This is a genomic window from Nonomuraea sp. NPDC049421, from assembly GCF_040677005.1.
GTDB lineage: Bacteria > Actinomycetota > Actinomycetes > Streptosporangiales > Streptosporangiaceae > Nonomuraea > Nonomuraea salmonea.
Window position 1 is genome coordinate 1 of sequence record NZ_JBFAQA010000027.1, and the last position, 19,051, is coordinate 19,051.

Below are 19,051 nucleotides of genomic sequence, written 5' to 3' on the forward strand. Positions count from 1 at the left end.
TCGGTAAGCCGTATGCGGGAAAACCGCACGTACGGAATTGAAAGGGGGATGGGGAACCGGGCCTTCACGGCACCGCGCCCCTGACTACCAATGGCGTTCACAGAGAGGTCGGCGGCGACCAGGAACGCGATCCTCGCCGCCGCCAGGAAACTGCTCATCGAACGGGGCTACGAGGCCATGACGATCAGGGCGGTCGCCTCGATGGTCGGCGTCGACCCCTCGATGGTCATGCGCTACTACGGCAGCAAGGCCGGGCTGTTCAGCGCGGCCGTGGACGTCGACCTGCGGCTCGGCACCGTGGGGGAGCCGCAGGCCGACCGGCTGGGCGAGCTGCTCGTCCGGCACTTCCTGGCCCGCTGGGAGGGCGAGCTGTCCGACGACGTGCTGGTCCTGCTGCTGCGCTCGGCCAGCACCAACCCGATGGCGGCCGAGCGCATGCGCGAGGTCTTCCAGGAGCAGATCGCCGGTTTCGTCACCCAGGTGACCGAGGCGCCCGACGCGGCCTACCGGGCCGGGCTGGTCAGCACCCAGCTGCTCGGCCTCGCCCTGACCCGCTACGTCCTGTGCCTGCCGCCGATGGCCGAGGCCGAGGTGGAGGACCTGGTCCGCGACATCGGCCCCGTGGTGCAGGGCTATCTCGCCGGGCCCTGAGCGGAGATGTGCAGCATCTCGCCCACCTTGCGGTAGCCGACCCGCAGGTAGACGCTGGCCGCCCGGTCGTCGGCCGGCGTGAGGAACGGCGTCGTGATGCCGGCCTTCGCGCCCGCCCTCGTCAGCAGCGCCGTGAGCGCGCCGCCGATGCCGCGCCGCCGGTGCGAGGCGGCCACGGCGATGCCGGCGACCTCCGCCACTCCCAGGTGCGGGCCGCCGAGCTGGCCGGCGCCGACCACCTCGCCGGTGGCGGTGTCGACGGCGGCGGCCATCAGTCCACCCCGGTCGAGGACCCTGCGCAGCCTGGCGACGTCGTGCTCGGTCGCCTCGGGAGCCTCGAAGGCGGCGTTCATCACCCGGGCGGCGCCCCACAGGCCGGGATCGTCGTCGACCAGTGCGGCCTCGACGCCGGGCACGGCCTCGTCCGCGACCGCGTCGGGCGGGCAGATCAGCAGCGGATAGCGGCCCTCCGCCACGAACCCGGCCGCCTCCAACCGCTGCTCGACCCCAGGAGCGGCCTGCGGCACGTACTCCAGCCGGGGCGTGCGCGCCCGCTCGCGGAAGGCCGCCACCAGCGCCGCGACCTCCTCCGCCGTGGGCGTGACGCCGTCGTCCGGGATCGCGTAGTTGAACGGCAGGGCGCCGTCGTGCTCGTCGAACCGGATCGTGAACGGTCCGGCCCGGTGGGCCTGGTCGCCGGCGGCCGCTCTGAGGTAGGCGTGCACGTGAGTGCTCAGCACGTAGGGTCCTTGTCTTTCGGGGGAATTCGAGCCGGTCAAGCGTAGCCGTGAAAGTTTCAACCCGAGAAGCAGCAGGTGGCCGCGGCCGCGTGCGTACGGCGGTTGACGACGGCGGCGCGCACGTGCCATCAAGGCCCGGACAGGACGTGCGCCCCGGCGGGCCATGTGGGAGCGCGACCTTATTTCAAGGTCCGCAATGTTAGCGCTACCAGAAACGGAGGACCGGCGTGCGAGCACTCCTCAGACGCCTGGCCGTCGTGCCCCTGCTGCTTATCTGCGGCTGGCTGTCACCCGCCGCGCCCGCCCAGGCCGACACCAATGTGGCGCGGAACGCCACCCCGTCCGCTTCCTACACCTCACCCTGGGAGAACGTCGCCGCGCTCAACGACGGCATCGACCCGCCCAGCTCGAACGACACCGTCAACCGCCGCTGGGGCACCTGGCCCAACACCGGCACCCAATGGGCCGAACTCACCTGGAACTCCGCGCAGACCCTCAAATCCGCCGAGGTGTACTTCTTCGACGACAACGGCGGCGTGCGCGTCCCGGCCTCGTGGCGGCTGCAGCGATGGACCGGCAGCGCGTACGCCGACATCCCCGGCACGTACCCGACCGCCGTCAATGCCTACAACAAGGTCACCTTCGCCTCCGCGGTGAGCACCACGCGGCTGCGCGTGGTCCTGGAGAGCGGGCAGGGCTCGGTCGGGCTGCTGGAGGTCAAGGCGTGGGCCGACGACCCGCCCGCCGGCAGCGGCTGGAACCCGCCGTCGAGCCTCGTCACCCCGCTCGACGAGGTGTGGCAGCACGTCGAGAGCACCTATCCCAACCTGTACGGCTTCCGTAACTACGGCTGGGACCAGGTCATGGCCAACGGCGGCTCGATCAACTACTGCGTGCGCTGGGACTCCGGCGCCAGTGTGACCGCCGTCCAGCACGACCAGATCCACGCCACGCTGGCCCGCCAGTTCAAGAAATGGATGGACGTCATGGCCGGCCAGGACGGCTGGCCGTACAGCAGCGTGCCGGTCAAGGTGGTCGGCTGGGCCGTGCGTGACCGCGCCCAGCTGCAGTGGAACGACAGCTCGGTCGACATCTACGTCAACGACATCCGCGAGAACGCCCCGCAGTGCGCCGAGCCCTGCGGCCGCTTCTTCAACCAGAGCGGCGACTACCCCAGCTGTCCCGGCGGCGCGTCGCACCACTACGACATGTCGCTCTGGCTGACCTCCGGCTTCGGCGGCGGCGCGGGCGGCGACTGGGGGCAGCGCCTCGGCAGCGAGTACTACATGTCCAACCTCAATGCCGACAACATGCACATCCTGCTGCACGAGATCGGCCACTCGTTCGGCCTGGACGACTTCTACGACTGGACGCCGAGCGGCGTGTGCTGCTTCCTGATGAAGGCCGGCACCGCGTCGTCGATCACGGAGTTCGACGCGTGGATGTTCCGCGACTGGTGGCGGCACCTGAAGAGCCGCTACGGCCGCTGACCGGGCGGGGCGCGGCGGTGCTCGGCTGGGAGCCGCCGCGCCCTTTCGTCAGCTCTCGCGGGCGAGGAGCAGAGCGTCGATGGCGGCGTCGCCGGTCGGCGGGCGATGCCGGGTGGGGGCGCCGGCCACGACCAGCGCGCGTACGGTGCCGGGGTAGTCGCCGTCCTCGGCCCGGTTGTTCCGCAGCCCCCACAGCGCGCAGTCGAGCGGCGTCGGCCCTTCCTCGTCGAACGCGCAGTCCTCAAGGTCCGCCCCGCGCTCGATCAGCAGCCGTACGGTGGCCGTCCGCCCCTGCATGGCCGCCTGGTCGAGCGGCGTGAAGTTGCTGTAGCCCCGCGTGTCCACCGCCATCCCGGCGTCCAGCAGCGCCCGCACCACCTCCGTCCGGCCGAGCAGCGCGAACTGCCCCAGCAGCCAGCCGAGGTCCCCGTCGTGCGGCACGCCCAGCACCGGCACCGGCGCGACCGGCAGGCGGGCCGACTCGCCGCGCGCCACCGCCAGCACCGCCGCGTCCACCGGGTCAAGCTCCGCGGTCGCGCCGCGCGAGAGCAGCAGCTCGTACGCCGCCAGGTGCCCGCAGCGGGCGGCCAGCGCCAGCGGGCGGCGGCCGACGTCCCAGCGATCCCAGGGCAGGTCGATCCGGGCGCCCGCGTCCAGCAGGATCGTCAGGATCGTGGTGCTCCTGCCCCGGACGATCGCGTGGTGCAGCGCGTAAGCGGCGTTCACGTCCGCCCCGTGCGCGAGGAACCAGCGCAGCCCGTCGGCGTCCTCGAAGTCCAGCTTGCGGACGATCAGCCGCTCGAAGCCCGGCCGGTACAGCAGGTCGAGGAACGCGGTGCCGGACTGCTCGCAGGCGTGGTAGAAGGCGTCCTCGTCGGGGGTGGCGCCGCGGTCGACGAGGAGGCGGGCGAGGCGCAGGTCACGGCGTTCCACCGCCTCGAACAGCGCCGTACGCCGCCACTCGCCGCCGTTCTCCGGCGTGTGCGCGCCGAGGTCGGCGCCCGCGTCGAGCAGGAGGCGGGCGCACTCGCGTACGCGGGACTCCGGCGCGGTGGCGCGGCGCAGCAGCACCAGCAGCGGGTCGAGCCCGCCGACCGGCTCCCGCGCGGCGTCCCCGGCGGCGAGCAGGCCGGTCAGGGCGGCGGGGTCGGCGAGGACGAGGGCGCGTTCGATGCCGTCGAGCGAGGTCGCGCGGACGTGCTCGACCAGGCGGGGCCAGCTCGGGAAGCCGTAGGCGCGGGCCAGCTCGTGCTGGGCGCGGCTGAGCGGGATGCCGCGATCGCGTTTGCGGGCCTTGGCCTGCTTGCGCAGGTGCTCAAGGGATGGACGCGTGGGTAGCTCGGACACGGCGAACCTCCGTCTGCCCGGGTCCGCGTGCACGGGACGAGGTCCGTCGGTCGTGTGAGGTCGTGCTGCCGGTGGGATCGTCCCTGCCCCGCGGACCGGATGCGCCCGGCGAACGCGCCCCCATCCTAACCCGCCCCCACCTTTCAAGGCGTGGTCAGGGCCGCGACGGCGCGGTCCACGTCCTCCTCCGTCGTGTAGAGGTGAAAGCTCGCGCGGACCTTGCCCTCGCGCACCGCCGCCCGCAGCCCCGCCGCCTCCAGCCGCCCGCCGGGCGCGTCCACCGAGACGATCGCCGAGTCCGACGGCTCCAGGCCGAGCCCCGCCCTGAACCGGTTGGCCAGCGCCACGTCATGGTCCCTGATCCGCTCGACGCCGATCTCGTTGATCAGCTCGATCGCGGGCGCCGCGCCGACGTGGCAGAACCAGGCCGGCGACAGGTCGAACGCGCGGGCGCCGGAGGCCAGCCGCAGCGGCGGGCCGTAGTAGGAGCCGCCCCCGTCGGCGCCCGCGTACCAGCCGGCGGCCAGCGGGCGCATCCGCTCGCGCACCCGCGGCGACAGGTACGCGAACGCCGCCCCGCGCGGCGACATCAGCCACTTGTACGCCGCGCACGCCAGCACGTCCACATCCGAGACGTCCACCGGCAGCCAGCCGCACGCCTGCGAGCCGTCCGCGATGACCAGCGCGTCATGGGCGCGGGCGGCGGCCACGACGTCGGCGAGCGGCGTCACGTACCCGGTGAGCGACTGCACGAGGCTGAACGCGACCGCCGTGGTGCCCGGCGTGATCGCGTCGGCCAGCCGGTCGGCGGGCACCGTCACCACGTCGGCGGTCACCGCCCACGGGAACAGGTTGCTGGTGAACTCGATCTCCGGCACCACGACCCTGGCCCCCGGCGGGAGCGCGGTGGCGACGAGCGACATGAGCTGGGAGACCGTCGAGCCGATGGTCACGTCCGCGGCCTGCGCGCCGACCAGTTCGGCGAACGCCGCCCGGGACCGTCCGACGGAGGCGTCCCACGGTTTCCAGTCGCTGGTGCCGTGCCGCCAGTCGGCCAGGACGGCCTGCAACTCCTCGACGGCGCGGCGGGGCGGCAGGCCGTAGGACGCGGTGTTGAGCCAGCCGGGGGCGGCGTCCCAGAGCTTCGCGGCAGCGGCGATGTCCATGTGATCAGCCTAGGACGCGCGTCGCGCAAAACCGGACAATCCGAAAAGTTATGACTATTGGAGTATTGACATGACTAATCGCTACAAGCAGTATTTTGGCATGTCAGAACGTGACCTCTTGCTCCACGTGCGGATCCGCAGGGCGCTTGAGGCACGCATCAGAAGCGGACAGTGGGGCCCGGGCTTCCGGATCCCCACCGAGGTCCAGCTCTGCGAGGAGTTCGGCGTCTCGCGCATCACCGTGCAGCGAGCACTGCGCGACCTCGCGGACGCCGGGCTGATCGTGCGCTTCCGCCGCCGCGGCAGCTTCGTCGCGCAGGCCATCGGGCAGCACAACCTGCTGCGCTTCACCGGCCTGCTGATCCAGGGGGCGGAGATGCACGGAGACCACCGGGTCGTCGCGGCCCAGGTGCTGCCCGCCCGCGCGGCGCGGCTGCGCCTGCCCGGCGTGCCCGACGACGAGGCGGTCGTCCAGATGGAGCGCCACAAGCTGAACGCGGCCGGCAAGGTGATCAACACCGAGCTGCACGTGCTGCCGTTCCGGCTCGCCCCCGACCTGCTCGACCAGCCGTTAGAACCGTTGACCACCCACGCCTACCTGCGCGATCGCGGGGTCGAGCTGGTCCGCGCCAGGCTCTACGTCGAGCCGTACGCCGTCGGCCAGGACGAGGCGGAGCTGTTCGGGCTCGCCCCCGGCACCCCCGTCTTCCGCTGGACCCGTGAGACCTGGACCCGCCGCGGGGAGATCGCCGAGCTCCTCGAAGAGATCGTCACCCCCGGCTCCGAGCGCTTCTACGTCGAGACCGACCTGAGCGGTTCCTCCGACCGCCACTGACCGACCCCCTTCCCCAGTACGAGCCCCTACGAGAACGGCCACCCGTCGCGCCCGCCCGCGCCACGGTCCCCCGGCATGCCCTGACCTGCCCCTCGGAAGGAGCGGACCCTTGACCTCTGTCGCCGTCGTCGGCACCGGCGCCGTCGGTTCGATGGCCCTGTGGCGGCTGGCCGCGCGCGGCATCCCCGCGACCGGCTTCGACAGCTACGCGCCCGGCCACGACCGGGGCGCGTCGGGCGGCGAGACGCGCATCTTCCGCACCGCGTACAAGGAGGGCCCGCAGTACGTGCCGCTGCTGCGCGCAGCCCGCGCGTTCTGGTCGGAGCTGGAGCAGGCCACGGCCACCCGGCTGCTGACACCCGTCGGCGGCGTGACCGTCGGGCCGCGCGACCACCCCGTGGTGCGGGCCGTGCTGGCCGCGGCCCGCACCCATGATCTGCCCGTCGAGGTGCTGACCGGCCGGGACGCGGCCCGGCGCGTCCCCGAGCATCCGCTGCGTGACGGCGAGGTCATGGTGACCGACCGCGACGCCGGCTACCTGCGTCCCGAGCCCGCCGTCGTCGCGGCGGCCGCGGCGGCCGAGCGCGCGGGAGCCACGATCCACCGCTACACCCCCGTCGAGGAGGTACGCGAGGACGCCACCGGCGTCACCATCGTCACCGGCGACGGCGAGCACCGCTTCACCCACGCCGTCATCGCGCCGGGCCCCTGGGCCGCGCACCTGCTGCCCGGCCTGCCCATCACCGTGAAGGCGATCACCTCGACCTGGTTCCCGCGCCGCGACGAGAGCCTGTTCGCACCCCGCCGGTGCCCGATCGCCATCCGCGTCGGCGAGCCCGCCTACTCCTGCTTCCCCGCCGTGGACGGCGCCGGCGTCAAGGTCAACTTGCACGTGCCGTGGCAGGACATCGGCTCGCCCGCCGACCTGGCCCGCAGCGTCCCCGTCGGGTACGTCAGGCAGGTCGCCGAAGCCGTCACCGCCACCCTGCCGGGACTGCGCCCCGACCCCATACGCGTGGCCACCTACGCCGACGCCTTCACCCCCGACGGCCACGGCCTGCTCGGCCGCCGGGGCCGGGTCGTGGTCGCCGCCGCCTTCAGCGGGCACGGCTTCAAGCTCGCCCCCGTCTTCGGCGACATCGTCGCCGACCTGCTCCAAACCGGCACGACCGGCCGCGACATCGGCCATCTAGCCCCGAACCGCCCCCTTCGGAGGTCGCCATGAAAGCCAGATCTCTGACCGCCGCCCTCGCGGCCGCGGCGCTCGCCGTCGCCGCCTGCGGCGCACCGACCCCATCCGCCGCCCCGGGCACGCTGGTCGTCGCCGGGTACGGCGGCTCGTACGAGGAAGCCTTCAAGCAGTCCGTCATCCCCGCCTTCGAGAAGTCCTGCTCCTGCCGCGTCTCCTACATCGCCGGCAGCTCCACCGACACCACCGCCAAGCTCAAGGCGCAGAAGGAGTCGCCGCAGATCGACGTGGCCCTGATCGACGACGGCGTGCAGAACCAGGCAGTCGAGGCGGGCCTGCTCGCCCCGCTCGACCCCAAGGTGGTCACCAACCTGCCGCAGGTCATCGACCTCGCCCGGCTGCCCGGCGACGTCGGCGTCGGCTTCTCGCTGAACGCCACCGGCATCGCCTACAACAGCGACTACTACGCCCAGAACGGCCTGCCCGCACCCAAGCGGCTGGCCGACCTCGCCGACCCGCGGCTGCGGGGCAAGCTCGTGATGCCGTCCATCACGCAGACGTACGGGCTGGGCGCGCTGCTCATCGCGGCCAAGGTCGGCGGCGGCTCCGAGCACAAGATCGACCCCGGTTTCGCGGGCGTGAAGAAGATCGCGGCCAACGCCGTCACCTTCGACACCACCGCCGACGTGTCCAACTTCTTCCTCCAAGGACAGGCGGTCGCCTCGATCTGGGGCAACTCGCGGGTGCAGACGCTGGCCAAGAAGGGGTTCCCGGTCGAGTTCGTCTATCCGGAGGAGGGCGCGCTGCCGCTGATCGCCACCGTGAACGTGGTGAAGGGGGCGCCGCACGCCGACCTGGCGCAGAAGTTCGTCAACACGCTGCTGGAGCCGTCGGCGCAGCAGGCGCTGGCCGCCTCCGCCTTCAACGGGCCCGTCGTCAAGGGCGTCGAGCTCGACCCCGAGCTGGCCGCCGCGGTCGTCGGCCAGGACCGGGCCGCCGAGCTGCGCAAGCTCGACTGGGCGGTGATCAACAAGAACCGTCCGGCCTGGACGGACCGCTGGAACAAGGAAATCGAGACCTCATGAGCGTGGCGAGTGTGACCGGGGCGGCGACGGATCAGGCCGTGCGGCGCGGGCGGCTGCGGCTCGACGGCGTGCGCAAGGTGCTGGGCGGCAAGGAGGTCGTCTCGGCGGTGGACCTGGAGACCGAGCCTGGCGAGTTCCTCACGCTGCTCGGCCCGTCCGGATGCGGCAAGACGACGACGCTGAACATGATCGCCGGGCACCTGGCGGCCGACGGCGGCCTGATCGAGGTGGACGGCCGCGACATCACCGCCGTGCCGCCGCACCGCCGCTCGATGGGCATGGTCTTCCAGTCCTACGCCCTGTTCCCGCACATGACGATCGCCGACAACGTGGCGTTCGGGCTGCGGATGCGCAAGGTGGGCGGGGCCGAGCGGCGCCGGCAGGTCGCCGAGGTGCTGGAGCTGGTCGGCCTGGACGGCATGGCGCAGCGCCACCCCCGCCAGCTGTCCGGCGGCCAGCAGCAGCGGGCCGCGCTGGCCAGGGCGCTGGTCATCAAGCCCGACCTGCTGCTGCTCGACGAGCCGTTCTCCAACCTCGACGCCCAGCTCCGGGTACGCCTGCGCGACGAGGTGTCGGCGCTGCAGCGCCGCATCGGCACCACCACCATCCTCGTCACCCACGACCAGGAGGAGGCGCTGGCCGTCTCCGACCGCATCGCCGTCATGGCCGGCGGCGTCATCCACCAGCTCGACCGGCCCAGGGAGATCTACCTGCGGCCGGCGACCGACTTCGTGGCGCAGTTCATCGGCGAGGTGAACACGCTCGACGGCACCGCCGCGGGCGGGCACGCCTGCGAGGTGGGCGGCGGCACCGTCGGCGGCACGCCGGTGGGCGAGGCGCCCGGCAAGGGCGCGGCGGTCCGTCTGTACGTGCGGCCCGAGGTCGTACGGGTGGCCGCGGGCGCGGGGGAGGGGCTGCGCGGCCGCGTACGCGAGACGCGCTTCCTCGGCTCCCGCATCCGCTGCGTGGTGACCACCGCGGCCGGCGAGGTGACGGCGGCGCTGCCGTTCGACGCGCGGGTGCCCGCCGAGGGGGAGGAGGTGACCTGCTCATGGCGGCCATCGGACGCGTCACTGGCGACCAGGTGACCGGCGCGGACGCCCCCGCGACCGGCGGCCCCGCGACCGGCGGCCACGGGAACGGCGACCCCTCGGCCGGCGGCCACGGCGACGGCTCGGGGAGCGGTGGGTCGGTGCGGGCGGCCGCGGCGAGGCCGCTGTGGCGGACCGGGCTGCTGCTGGCGCTGCCCGCCATCGCGATCTTCGCGCTGCTGTTCGTGGCCCCGCTGTTCACGCTGGTCGCCAACAGCTTCAGGACCCAGACCGGCGCGTTCACCCTCGACAACTACGTCCGCTTCCTCGGCGACCCCTTCTACCGCGCCGTGCTCTGGAACACCCTCAAGGTGGCCGCCCTCACCACGGCAGGCTGCCTGCTGATCGGCTACCCGTTCGCCCTCTACCTGCGCGGCCGCTCGCCCAGGACCCGCAACTGGCTCGCCCTGCTCCTGCTGTCGCCGCTGCTCATCAGCATGGTCATCAGGGCGTACGGCTGGCTGGTGGTGCTCGGGCCGAACGGCCCGGTCGCGTCCGTGCTCACGTGGCTCGGCATCACGCCGCCGCAGCTGCTCTACAACGACACCGCCGTGCTCATCGGCATGGTGCACGTGATGCTGGCGTACATGGTCCTGCCGCTGATGGGCAGCCTCGACCGGATCGACCCGACGCTCGTGCCGGCCGCGCGCGGGCTCGGCGCGTCGGGCTGGACCTGCTTCTGGCGGATCACGCTGCCGCTGTCGGCGCCCGGCATGCTGGCAGGGGCGATGATCGTGTTCAGCCTGACCGCCTCCAGCTTCGTCACCCCGGCGATCCTGGGCGGCCCGAAGGTGAAGCTCATGCCGTACTTCGTCTACACCCAGGCGACGGTCAACCTCGACTGGCCGTACGCGGCCGCCATCGGGTTCGTGCTGGTCGTCGTCACGACCGGGCTGCTGCTCGGCTACTCACGGCTGCTGCGCAGGCGTGGCGGGGAGGTGGTGTTCGGATGACCCGGCTCACGAGGGTGCTCGGCGGCGCGTTCGCCGCGCTGGTCGGCGTGTTCCTCATCGCGCCCGTCGCGGTCACCGTGGCCTCCTCGCTGACCACCACCTCCTACGTCACGTTCCCGCCGCAGGGCATCACCCTGCGCTGGTACGCCGAAGTGCTGGCCAAGCCCGAGTTCCTGGCGTCGTTCGCGCTCAGCGCCGGCGTGGCGGCCGCGGCGGCGGCCGTCTCCGCCGTCGTCGGCCTGGCCGGCGGGCTGGCCATCCACCGCTACCGCTTCCCCGGCCGCGCCCTGCTGGAGGGCGTGCTGTCGAGCGCGTTCGCGGTGCCGACGATCGTGCTCGGCATCGGGCTGCTGCAGTGGTTCGCCCAGATGGGGCTGGCCTCCAGCCCGTTCACGCTGCTGCTGGCCCACCTCGTGCTGACCGTCCCGTACGCGGTGCGGCTGGTGCTGGCCGGGCTGTCCGGCCTCGACCGGTCGGCGGAGAAGGCGGCGGCCGGGCTCGGCGCCCCGCCGTTCCTGGTGTTCTGGCACGTCACGCTGCCCGCCGTGCGTGGCGCGCTGATCGGGGGCGCCTTCTTCGCGTTCATCACCTCGTTCGACGACCTGACGGTGGCGCTGTTCGTGGTCACCACCGACCTGCAGACGCTGCCCGTACGGATCTTCAACTACATGCAGTACGACTACGACCCCACCGTCACCGCCATCGGCACCCTCATGGTGCTGTTCGCCGTGGTCGCGGTCGTCGTCATCGAACGTTTCGTCGGCGTCGCCAAGCTGTTCGGCGCCGACGAGGAGCACAAGTGAGAGGAGCAAGCGTGCGAGTCGTCGTCATCGGCGCGGGGGTGGTCGGTTCCGCGGTCGCGGCCGGCCTGGCCCGGCGCGGCGCGCAGGTCACGGTGCTGGAGGCGGGCACGCCGGGAGCCGGTACGACGTCCACCTCGGTCGCCTGGGTCAACGCCAACAACAAGACCCCGCAGGCGTACTTCGACCTCAACCACGCCGCCGTCTGGGCGCACCACCAGCTGCCGGGCGACTGGTTCCACCCCACGGGCAACCTCGAGTACGCGGTCACCGACGACCACAAGGAGCAGCTCGAAGCCCGCGTCGCCCGTCTCCAGGGCATGGGCTACCCGGTCGAGCGGGTCACCGCCCGCCGCGCCCGCGCCCTCGAACCCGACCTGGTGCCCCCGCCGCCGGGCACCGAGTACGTCTTCTTCCCCGTCGAGGCGTACGTCCAGCCGCTGCGGCTGCTCGGCCGGCTGCTCGGCGAGGCCCGCGACCACGGGGCCAGGCTGGAGTGCGGCGCCGAGGTCACCGCGATCGAGACGGAGGCGTCCGGGGTGAAGGTGACGGTCGCCGACGGGCGGACGTTCGCCGGCGACGCCGTCGTCACCTGCGCGGGCCGCTGGACCGAGCAGGTGGCCGCGCTGGCCGGCGCCACCGTCCCCATGCTGGACCCGGCCGTGTCGGGCACGGTCACCAACGGCTTCCTCGTCACCACGACCGCGGTGCCGGCCCGGCTGTCGCGCATCCTCACCACCGCCGCGCTCAACCTGCGCCCCGACGGCGGCGGACGCATCCTGCTGCAGTCGCTGCCCCTCGACCACCTCGCCGATCCGGCCGCCCCGGTGCCCGCCGAGGTGCTCGCCAAGATGATGGCCCTGCTGCCCGGCGTGCTGCACGCCACCGACGGCGCCGCCGTCGAGCGGGCCGTCGTCGGCCGGCGCGCGATGCCCGGCGACGGGCTGACCGTGGCCGGGTTCGCCGACCCCGATCGGCGGGTCTACACGGTGGCCACGCACAGCGGGGTCACGCTGGCGCCGCTGCTGATGGACGAGGTGGCGGGCGAGCTGTACGGGGAGGAGTCGGCGCTGCTGGCCCCCTTCCGTCCCGGCCGCTTCACCGACGGCACGGCCGGGCCCGCTCCCGCTCCCGCGCGCCGTCCGGGGCAGCAGTAACGTTCCGTCCGGTCGTCAGCGGGTACGCGTACCTCGTCCTGGCTCGTACCGGAAGGTGAGGGGACGGCGGTGCTCGGACGGCTGATCGACCTGGGCGGCTTCGGCGTGGAGGCCGCCGCCACGCTCACCCGCAACGGGCTGCTCGGCCCGGTGCACCCGGCCGCGCTGGCCCGCATGGTGGAGGCGTACCGGCACTTCCACCTCACCCCCGCCACCGGCCTGGCCGTCGCCGCGGCCCGCTGGTCCGATCGGGCGGCCGTGATCGACGAGGCGGGCGCCGTCACCTTCGCCGAGCTCGACGACCACGCCGCCGCGCTGGCGGCCGGCCTGCACCGGCGGCTCGGCGTCGGGCCCGGCACCACGGTGGCCGTCATGTGGCCCAACGACCGCGGCTTCCCCGCCGCCGTCGCGGCCGTGTCCAGGCTCGGGGCCGACCTGCTGCTCCTCAACACCGGCATGGCCGGGCCCCGGCTGCGTGAGGTGCTGCGGCGGGAGGGCGTGCACGTGCTCCTCGCCGCACCCGGGTCGGCGGAGGTCGAGTTCGACGGCCCCCACATCACCGACCTCGACGACCTCGCCGATGCCGGGGAGACCGCGGACGGCCGCGGGGGGCTGGGCGCGTCCGCCGGGACGGAGGACGCGCCGCCGTCCCCGAAGCGGCCGGGGCGGCTGGTGCTGCTCACGTCCGGCACGACCGGCACCCCCAAGGGGGCGCCGCGGCGGCTGTCCATGGGGGCGATGGCCGAGCCGTTCGTCTCGATGCTGGGCACCGTGCCGCTGCGCGGCGGCGAGCCGATGCTGATCGCGCCGCCGTTGTTCCACGGGCTCGGCCTGCTCTGGTACGCCGCCGCGCTCGTCCTCGGCTGCCCCGTCGTGCTGCTGCGCCGCTTCGACGCGGCGGCCGTGCTCGACGCGCTCGACCGCACCGGCGCGGGCGCGCTGATCGCCGTACCGGTGATGCTGCGCCGCCTGCTCGACCTGCCGCCCCGGCCGCTGCCCCGCCTGCGGGTCGTCGTCTCCGGCGGCTCCGCCCTGCCCGCCGACCTCGCCACCCGCTTCATGGACGCCTACGGCGACGTCCTGCACGACCTGTACGGCTCCACCGAGGCCGGCTGGGCCGCCCTGGCCACCCCCGCCGACCTGCGCGCCGCGCCCGGCACCGTCGGCCGCCCGCCACGCGGCACCACCGTCCGCATCGAGGACCCGTCGGGCGGCGAGCTGCCGTCCGGTCAGGTGGGACGGGTGGTCGTGGCGGGCGGGCTGACGTTCGGGCCCGGCGGCCCGCTGGCCACCGGCGACCTCGGGCACCGTGACGAGCACGGGCGGCTGTTCATCGACGGCCGCGACGACGACATGATCGTCTCCGGCGGCGAGAACGTGTTCCCGCAGGAGGTGGAGGACTTCCTCGCCGCCCGGCCCGGCGTGGCCGACGTCGCCGTGCTGGGGGTGAGCGACGAGGAGTACGGGCAGCGCCTGGCCGCCTACGTCGTCCCCGAGGACGGGGCCGAGCTGTCGGCCGACGAGCTGCGGCGGGCGGTCAAGGAGGAGCTGGCCGGGTACAAGGCGCCGCGCGACGTGGAGTTCGTCTCCGAGGTGCCGCGCAACCAGACCGGCAAGGTCGACCGGGCGCGGCTCACCCGGCCGCGATGAGCCGCTCGACCGGCGGGTTGACCCGGGCGAACCCCTCCTGGTTCCGGTACGGGAAGTACGGGTACGCCGCGGTGACCTCGCTCGCCGCGTCCAGCCTGCGTACCTGCTCGGGGGTGAGCCGCCAGCCGACGGCGCCGAGGTTCTCGCGCAGCTGCTCCTCGTTGCGGGCGCCCACGATCACCGAGGCCACGCCGGGCCGGGTCAGCAGCCAGTTGAGCGCGATCTGCGGCACGCTCTTCCCGGTCTCCTTCGCGACCTCGTCCAGAGCGTCCACGACCCGGTAGAGGAGCTCGTCGGGCACCGGCGGGCCGTACGCGGCGGTCTTGTGCAGCCGGCTGCCCGCCGGGATCGGGCTGCCCCGCCTGATCCTGCCGGTCAGCCGCCCCCAGCCGAGCGGGCTCCACACCAGCGCGCCGACGCCCTGGTCGAGGCCGAGCGGCATCAGCTCCCACTCGTAGTCGCGGCCGACGAGCGAGTAGTAGACCTGGTGGGCGACGTACCGGGGATGGCCGTGCCGGTCCGCGGCGGCCAGCGACTTCATGAGCTGCCAGCCGGAGAAGTTGGACACGCCGACGTAGCGCAGCTTGCCGGCCGTGACCAGGTCGCCGAGCGTGCCCAGCACCTCCTCGATCGGGGTGGCGGCGTCGAAGGCGTGCAACTGGAACAGGTCGATGTAGTCGGTGCCGAGGCGGCGCAGCGCGTCGTCCACGGCCGCGATGAGCCGCGACCGCGACGTGCCCGCGCCGTTCGGGCCGTCGTGCATGGGCAGGCCCGCCTTGGTGGAGATGAGCACCTTGTCGCGCCGCCCCTTCACGGCCTGGCCGAGCACCTCCTCCGAGGCGCCGTCGGAGTAGACGTCCGCCGTGTCGAACATGGTCAGCCCCGCGTCGAGCGCCACGTCCACCAGCCGCCTGGCCCCTGCCACGTCGGTGTCGCCCCAGGCGCCGAACAGCTCGCCCCTGCCGCCGAACGTGCCGGCGCCGAAGCTCAGCGCGGGCACCTCGAGCCCGCCGAGCCGCCGATATTCCACAACTTCCTCCTAAATGGAACGGATTTACCGTTAAGGACTGTAGCACGCTAATGGCAAATCTGTTCCGTTAAGTGTTCTCGGCGGTCCCCGGCGGCAGGCCCGTCAGCGCCTCCGGGCGCCCCTTCGGGTACGGCCTGCCCGGCCACTCCACCAGCAGCACCGTCGCGTCATCGCGCAGCCGGCGCTCGTGGTAGGCGAGGTGATGGTGGATCAACCGGCGCAACGTCTCCGGCACCGGCAGCTCGTCGGCCTGGTGCCGGGTGAGGAAGTCGGCGAAGCGCTCCATCCCGAACTCCTCGCCCTGCCGGTTGCGCGCCTCGGTGATGCCGTCGGTGTAGAGGAGCAGCCGATCGCCCGGCTGGAGCTGCGCCCGGCACTCCGTCACCGTCTCCGCCAGCCCGAGGCCCGCCGGCGGGGACGGCGGGCAGTCCAGCTCGACCGTCGTCCGCCTCCTGACGATCACCGGGGGGTAGTGGCCGCAGCTCACCCAGAGCAGCTCGCCGCTGAGGATGTCGAGGGTGGCCAGCAGGCACGTCGTGAACCGCTCCCCGCCGAACTGCTCCGTCAGCTCCTCGTCGATCCTGTCCGCCCACTGCGCGGGCGTCATGCCGGACTGGCGGCTGTTGCGCAGCGTCGTCAGCGCCAGGTTCGCGGTCAGCCCGGCCGCCGTGTCGTGGCCCATCGCGTCGAAGATCGCCAGGTGGGCGACGTGGCCCTCGATCGCGTAGTCGTAGACGTCGCCGCTCACCTCGTACGCCGGCTCCATGACCGCGCTGACCACCAGCCGGTCGGTCGCGAACGTGCGCTGCGGCATCAGCCGCCACTCCATCTCCGCCGACACCGTCATCCGCCGCCGGCGGACGAGACGGGCGTAGGAGTCGCTCAGGGGCCGCTTCGAGACCACCAGCAGCGCCACCAGCCCGGCCAGCAGCTTCATGTCGTGCAACGTCCCCGTGTCCGCGCCAGGGGCGGTGATGCGCAGCACGCCCAGCCGGTCCGTGCCGTCCACCAAGGGCACCCACCACTGCTCAGGGTCGCGCACGGTCGCCGGCAGGATCTCCCCGTGCTGGAACGACCGGCCCGCCACCGTGCCCTCGATCCCGATCTCCGCCTCCTGCGCCTTTCCGGCCGGCACCGGCTCCGCGACCAGCGGGGACAGCACCTCCTGCTGCAGGTCCGCGAGGTAGATCACCACCTCGCGCAGCCCCGACGGGGCCGCGTGCTCCGCCACCAGCCCAGGGATCTGCTCCAGGGTGCAGGTGTGGGAGGCGGCGATGAGCTCCCCGAGCATGGACGCGCGCGCCGCCCTGCACGCGGAGTCGCGGTGAGTGATCATGCACTCACGGTTATCATCCGCCGATGGGCCGAGCGGGCCATAACACGGTGTTAGGGGGAAAATGATAGGGATCAGCGGAGGTCGTACCGGCTTACGGTGGGTGCAGGAGGCCCGCCTGCATGAACGTGTACCGCCTTGCCGTCACCACCCTCGCTCTGCTCGTCTCCCTGATAGGGACATCCGCTCTCCCCGGCGCTCCCGCCTCGGCCGCCGCCCGTCCCCTGGCCGCGCTCGACGCCGACAAAGACCGCCTCGACGCCGCCGGCCGCCTCGCCGGCCCGGACGTGCACGCCTGGTACGTGGACGCGACCACCGGCGAGATCGTGATCCTGGCCGCCGACCCCGCCAAGGCCACCGCCTTCGCCCGCGCGGCCGGGGCTGACCCGTCCGCCGTACGCGTCGAGCCGTCCGCCGCCCGCCCCGCCCCGTACGCCGACATCCGCGGCGGCGACGGCTTCATGGTCGAGGGCAAGGGGCGCTGCATCGTCGGCTTCACCGTACGCAGCGGCACCACCGGCGGCTTCCTCACCGCCGGGCACTGCGGCGAGCGCGGCGACGTCGCCACCACCGCCGCCGGCACCCCGATCGGCGTCTTCGAAGCCTCCTCCTACCCCGGCGACGACTACGCCTGGGTCTCGCTCTACCCCGGCTGGAACCCGCGCGGCGCCGTCGTCGCCCTCGGCACGGAACGCCCCATCCGCGGCGCCACCCCCGCCCCCATCGGCGCCTCCGTCTGCCAGGCCACCCCGATCGCCGGCTGGCACTGCGGCGTCATCCATCAACGCAACGTCACGGTGAACTTCCCCGAAGGCGCCATCACCGGCCTGGTGCGCACCAGCGTGTGCGCGGAACCGGGCACATCGGGCGCCCCGTTCGTCTCGGGCGACCAGGCGCAGGGCATGACGGTGGGCGGCTCCGGCACGTGCGCGACCGGCGGCACGACCTACTTCCAGCCGGTCGCCGAACCGCTCTCGGCACTGGGGCTGACCCTCGTCACGTCCTGACGGGCGGGCGCCCCCCAGGGGCGTTCGTCACGGTGCGCGGCCCGTTCGCCGGTCCCTCTTGCCGGGGCGGCCACGAGCTCGCACCGCCCGTCGACGCAGGCCCGCCGCAGCCGTCCCATCGAGATCGTCTGGATCAGGCCGATGACCCAGCACGTCGGGCAGCCGCGGAACGCGACCACGCCCAGCGGGGCGAGCAGCAGGCTCATCGGCCCGATCGATGGGATGAGCGCGACGGAGGCGATCAGCGCCCCGAACCCCAGCGCGCCACGGGCCAGGTGCCGAGGCAGCGACGCGCTGGCGAAGTTCCCGGCGTCCCGGGGCCGGGGCAGCGGATGGGGACGGGGTTCGGTGCGGGCGTCCTGCCGGAGGTCAGTCACGGTGGTCTCCCTGGGCGGGTTCGGCGAGCAGGTGATGGAGAGTCGCGCGGGCCCGGTGCAGGCGGGACTTCATCGCGGGGACGCTGAGGCCGAGGGCGTCGGCCACCATACGTCCGTTCAGGCCCTGGACGTCGCGCATGATGAGCACGCGGCGCTGGTCGGCGGGCAGCCCGGCGATGGCGGCGGCCACCCGGGCGGCCTCCAGCCGCTGGAACACCTCGTCCTCGACGGAGGGGGCTTCGGCCGGCGACGCGAGGACGGTGGGGTGGGGGCGCAGCATCAGGCGGCTGCGGCGGACGCACTCGTTGCGGATGATGCGGAACATCCAGGACGCCAGCGCCCCGGTCGCGCGCAACGTTCCGATCTTGCGATAGAGGACGATCAGGGCCTCCTGGGCCGCGTCCTCGGCGTCCTCGGGGGTGGCGCAGAGCGCGTGGGCGAACCGGCGTACGTGCGGGTGCGCCCCCGACACCAGCGTGGCGATCGACTCGGCGTCGCCTTCGCGGGCCGCGGTCACCAGCCGTTCGTCGGACCACGTCGGATCAGCCACGGTCCCGCCCCCTTCGGCGCAGCACGACGACGCTGCACGCACAGATCAGTACGGCGGCCACCCCCACTGCGACGGCTACAACCATGACAAACCTCCCATGTCCGTGCCCCGGCCCGTGCGGCAGGGGTCGCACATAAGAGGTGGCGACCCGCGAAAAGGATTCAGCCGGTGCGACAGGCGCGCACCGTGCGCCACCGCCGGCGGGGACGGACTAGCCGTCCAGGAGCGCGGCCACCATCCGCTGCACGGACCGGGTGAAGTGGCGGGGATCGCCGGGCGGCAACATCCAGAACATCGGCTGGGCATCGGACGAACCGGCGGTTCTCGCGCCGTACTCCCTGTTCTTCATCGGTCAGGCGAAGACGATGAGCACCTTCGGCGACGTCCACGAGGTCGGCCCGGACCTGGCCACGCTGCTGCGCTTCGTCGCCCGGGGGCGCCTCCGGCCCGAGGTGAGCCTTCGTGCCCCCTGGGAACGCGTGGCCGGCGCCGCCCAGGCCCTGCTGGAGCGCCGGGTCGCCGGCAAAGCGGTCCTGGACGTGACACCGCCACGCCCCTCGAACCGGCCCCGTCCCGGCACCTCGGCCGGCCGGTGATCGC

General features: G+C 73.2%; 19 protein-coding genes. 12 read left to right on the forward strand and 7 right to left on the reverse strand.

Translation table 11 applies throughout. From position 1 onward, the window contains the following. Positions 1-90 precede the first annotated feature (90 nt). Complete coding sequence (locus AB0K18_RS36100) at positions 91-651, forward strand: TetR family transcriptional regulator (RefSeq protein WP_364923734.1); 561 nt, start codon at positions 91-93, stop codon at positions 649-651. Here the strand turns inward: AB0K18_RS36100 and AB0K18_RS36105 are convergent. Continuing rightward, positions 633-1,391, reverse strand: coding sequence for a GNAT family N-acetyltransferase (locus AB0K18_RS36105; protein WP_364923737.1), 759 nt, complete (start codon positions 1,389-1,391; stop codon positions 633-635). The two genes, AB0K18_RS36100 and AB0K18_RS36105, sit on opposite strands and share 19 nt — an antisense overlap. 227 nt (positions 1,392-1,618) lie before the next feature. Here AB0K18_RS36105 and AB0K18_RS36110 point away from each other — a divergent pair, with 227 nt between their 5' ends. Next, the gene (locus tag AB0K18_RS36110) at positions 1,619-2,881 is read left to right on the forward strand and encodes a hypothetical protein (protein ID WP_364923739.1); all 1,263 of its coding nucleotides are present in this window, start codon (positions 1,619-1,621) and stop codon (positions 2,879-2,881) included. Positions 2,882-2,929: 48 nt separating this feature from the next. Here AB0K18_RS36110 and AB0K18_RS36115 read toward each other — a convergent pair whose 3' ends face one another. Both AB0K18_RS36115 and AB0K18_RS36120 read right to left on the reverse strand, forming a co-directional pair. Further along, the gene (locus tag AB0K18_RS36115; RefSeq protein ID WP_364923742.1) at positions 2,930-4,228 is read right to left on the reverse strand and encodes an ankyrin repeat domain-containing protein; all 1,299 of its coding nucleotides are present in this window, start codon (positions 4,226-4,228) and stop codon (positions 2,930-2,932) included. A gap of 143 nt (positions 4,229-4,371) precedes the next feature. Beyond that, positions 4,372-5,394 carry an aminotransferase class V-fold PLP-dependent enzyme gene (locus AB0K18_RS36120; RefSeq protein ID WP_364923745.1) on the reverse strand — a complete coding sequence of 341 codons (1,023 nt, stop codon included), beginning with the start codon at positions 5,392-5,394 and terminating at the stop codon, positions 4,372-4,374. Between the two features lie 100 nt (positions 5,395-5,494). Between AB0K18_RS36120 and AB0K18_RS36125 the strand changes: the two genes are divergently transcribed. From AB0K18_RS36125 to AB0K18_RS36160, 8 genes are all read left to right on the forward strand, one after another. Then, entirely contained in the window at positions 5,495-6,229 is a 735-nt protein-coding gene (locus AB0K18_RS36125) for a GntR family transcriptional regulator (RefSeq protein ID WP_364923748.1), read from the forward strand. Positions 6,230-6,338: 109 nt separating this feature from the next. Beyond that, positions 6,339-7,454, forward strand: coding sequence for an N-methyl-L-tryptophan oxidase (gene solA / locus AB0K18_RS36130; RefSeq protein WP_364923751.1), 1,116 nt, complete (start codon positions 6,339-6,341; stop codon positions 7,452-7,454). Then, the gene (locus tag AB0K18_RS36135; protein WP_364923754.1) at positions 7,451-8,503 is read left to right on the forward strand and encodes an ABC transporter substrate-binding protein; all 1,053 of its coding nucleotides are present in this window, start codon (positions 7,451-7,453) and stop codon (positions 8,501-8,503) included. The genes solA and AB0K18_RS36135 overlap by 4 nt, the downstream gene beginning before the upstream one ends. Then, positions 8,500-9,591, forward strand: a complete 1,092-nt coding sequence (locus tag AB0K18_RS36140; protein ID WP_364923757.1) for an ABC transporter ATP-binding protein — start codon at positions 8,500-8,502, stop codon at positions 9,589-9,591. The genes AB0K18_RS36135 and AB0K18_RS36140 overlap by 4 nt, the downstream gene beginning before the upstream one ends. Then, positions 9,555-10,547, forward strand: coding sequence for an ABC transporter permease (locus AB0K18_RS36145; RefSeq protein WP_364923760.1), 993 nt, complete (start codon positions 9,555-9,557; stop codon positions 10,545-10,547). Before AB0K18_RS36140 ends, AB0K18_RS36145 begins: the two co-directional genes overlap by 37 nt. Next, positions 10,544-11,350 (forward strand): ABC transporter permease, encoded by an 807-nt coding sequence (locus AB0K18_RS36150; protein ID WP_364923763.1) that lies wholly within the window; start codon positions 10,544-10,546, stop codon positions 11,348-11,350. The genes AB0K18_RS36145 and AB0K18_RS36150 overlap by 4 nt, the downstream gene beginning before the upstream one ends. 11 nt (positions 11,351-11,361) lie before the next feature. Next, positions 11,362-12,504, forward strand: coding sequence for an FAD-binding oxidoreductase (locus AB0K18_RS36155; RefSeq protein ID WP_364923766.1), 1,143 nt, complete (start codon positions 11,362-11,364; stop codon positions 12,502-12,504). A gap of 69 nt (positions 12,505-12,573) precedes the next feature. Next, a complete protein-coding gene (locus AB0K18_RS36160) occupies positions 12,574-14,154 on the forward strand; it encodes an AMP-binding protein (protein WP_364923769.1) in 1,581 nt (526 codons plus the stop codon). Here AB0K18_RS36160 and AB0K18_RS36165 read toward each other — a convergent pair. After that, the gene (locus tag AB0K18_RS36165) at positions 14,138-15,184 is read right to left on the reverse strand and encodes an aldo/keto reductase (RefSeq protein WP_364923772.1); all 1,047 of its coding nucleotides are present in this window, start codon (positions 15,182-15,184) and stop codon (positions 14,138-14,140) included. The genes AB0K18_RS36160 and AB0K18_RS36165 overlap by 17 nt on opposite strands. 67 nt (positions 15,185-15,251) lie before the next feature. After that, positions 15,252-16,520 carry a PP2C family protein-serine/threonine phosphatase gene (locus tag AB0K18_RS36170; RefSeq protein ID WP_364923775.1) on the reverse strand — a complete coding sequence of 423 codons (1,269 nt, stop codon included), beginning with the start codon at positions 16,518-16,520 and terminating at the stop codon, positions 15,252-15,254. A 119-nt stretch (positions 16,521-16,639) separates the two neighbouring features. Here AB0K18_RS36170 and AB0K18_RS36175 point away from each other — a divergent pair, with 119 nt between their 5' ends. Beyond that, positions 16,640-17,524 carry a S1 family peptidase gene (locus AB0K18_RS36175; RefSeq protein ID WP_364923778.1) on the forward strand — a complete coding sequence of 295 codons (885 nt, stop codon included), beginning with the start codon at positions 16,640-16,642 and terminating at the stop codon, positions 17,522-17,524. Here the strand turns inward: AB0K18_RS36175 and AB0K18_RS36180 are convergent. Then, the gene (locus AB0K18_RS36180; RefSeq protein WP_364923781.1) at positions 17,464-17,901 is read right to left on the reverse strand and encodes a hypothetical protein; all 438 of its coding nucleotides are present in this window, start codon (positions 17,899-17,901) and stop codon (positions 17,464-17,466) included. The two genes, AB0K18_RS36175 and AB0K18_RS36180, sit on opposite strands and share 61 nt — an antisense overlap. Continuing rightward, positions 17,894-18,451 carry a sigma-70 family RNA polymerase sigma factor gene (locus AB0K18_RS36185; RefSeq protein WP_364923784.1) on the reverse strand — a complete coding sequence of 186 codons (558 nt, stop codon included), beginning with the start codon at positions 18,449-18,451 and terminating at the stop codon, positions 17,894-17,896. Before AB0K18_RS36185 ends, AB0K18_RS36180 begins: the two co-directional genes overlap by 8 nt. Positions 18,452-18,705: 254 nt before the next feature. Between AB0K18_RS36185 and AB0K18_RS36190 the strand changes: the two genes are divergently transcribed. Beyond that, positions 18,706-19,047, forward strand: a complete 342-nt coding sequence (locus AB0K18_RS36190) for a zinc-binding dehydrogenase (RefSeq protein WP_364923787.1) — start codon at positions 18,706-18,708, stop codon at positions 19,045-19,047. The last annotated feature ends 4 nt before the right edge of the window (positions 19,048-19,051 follow it).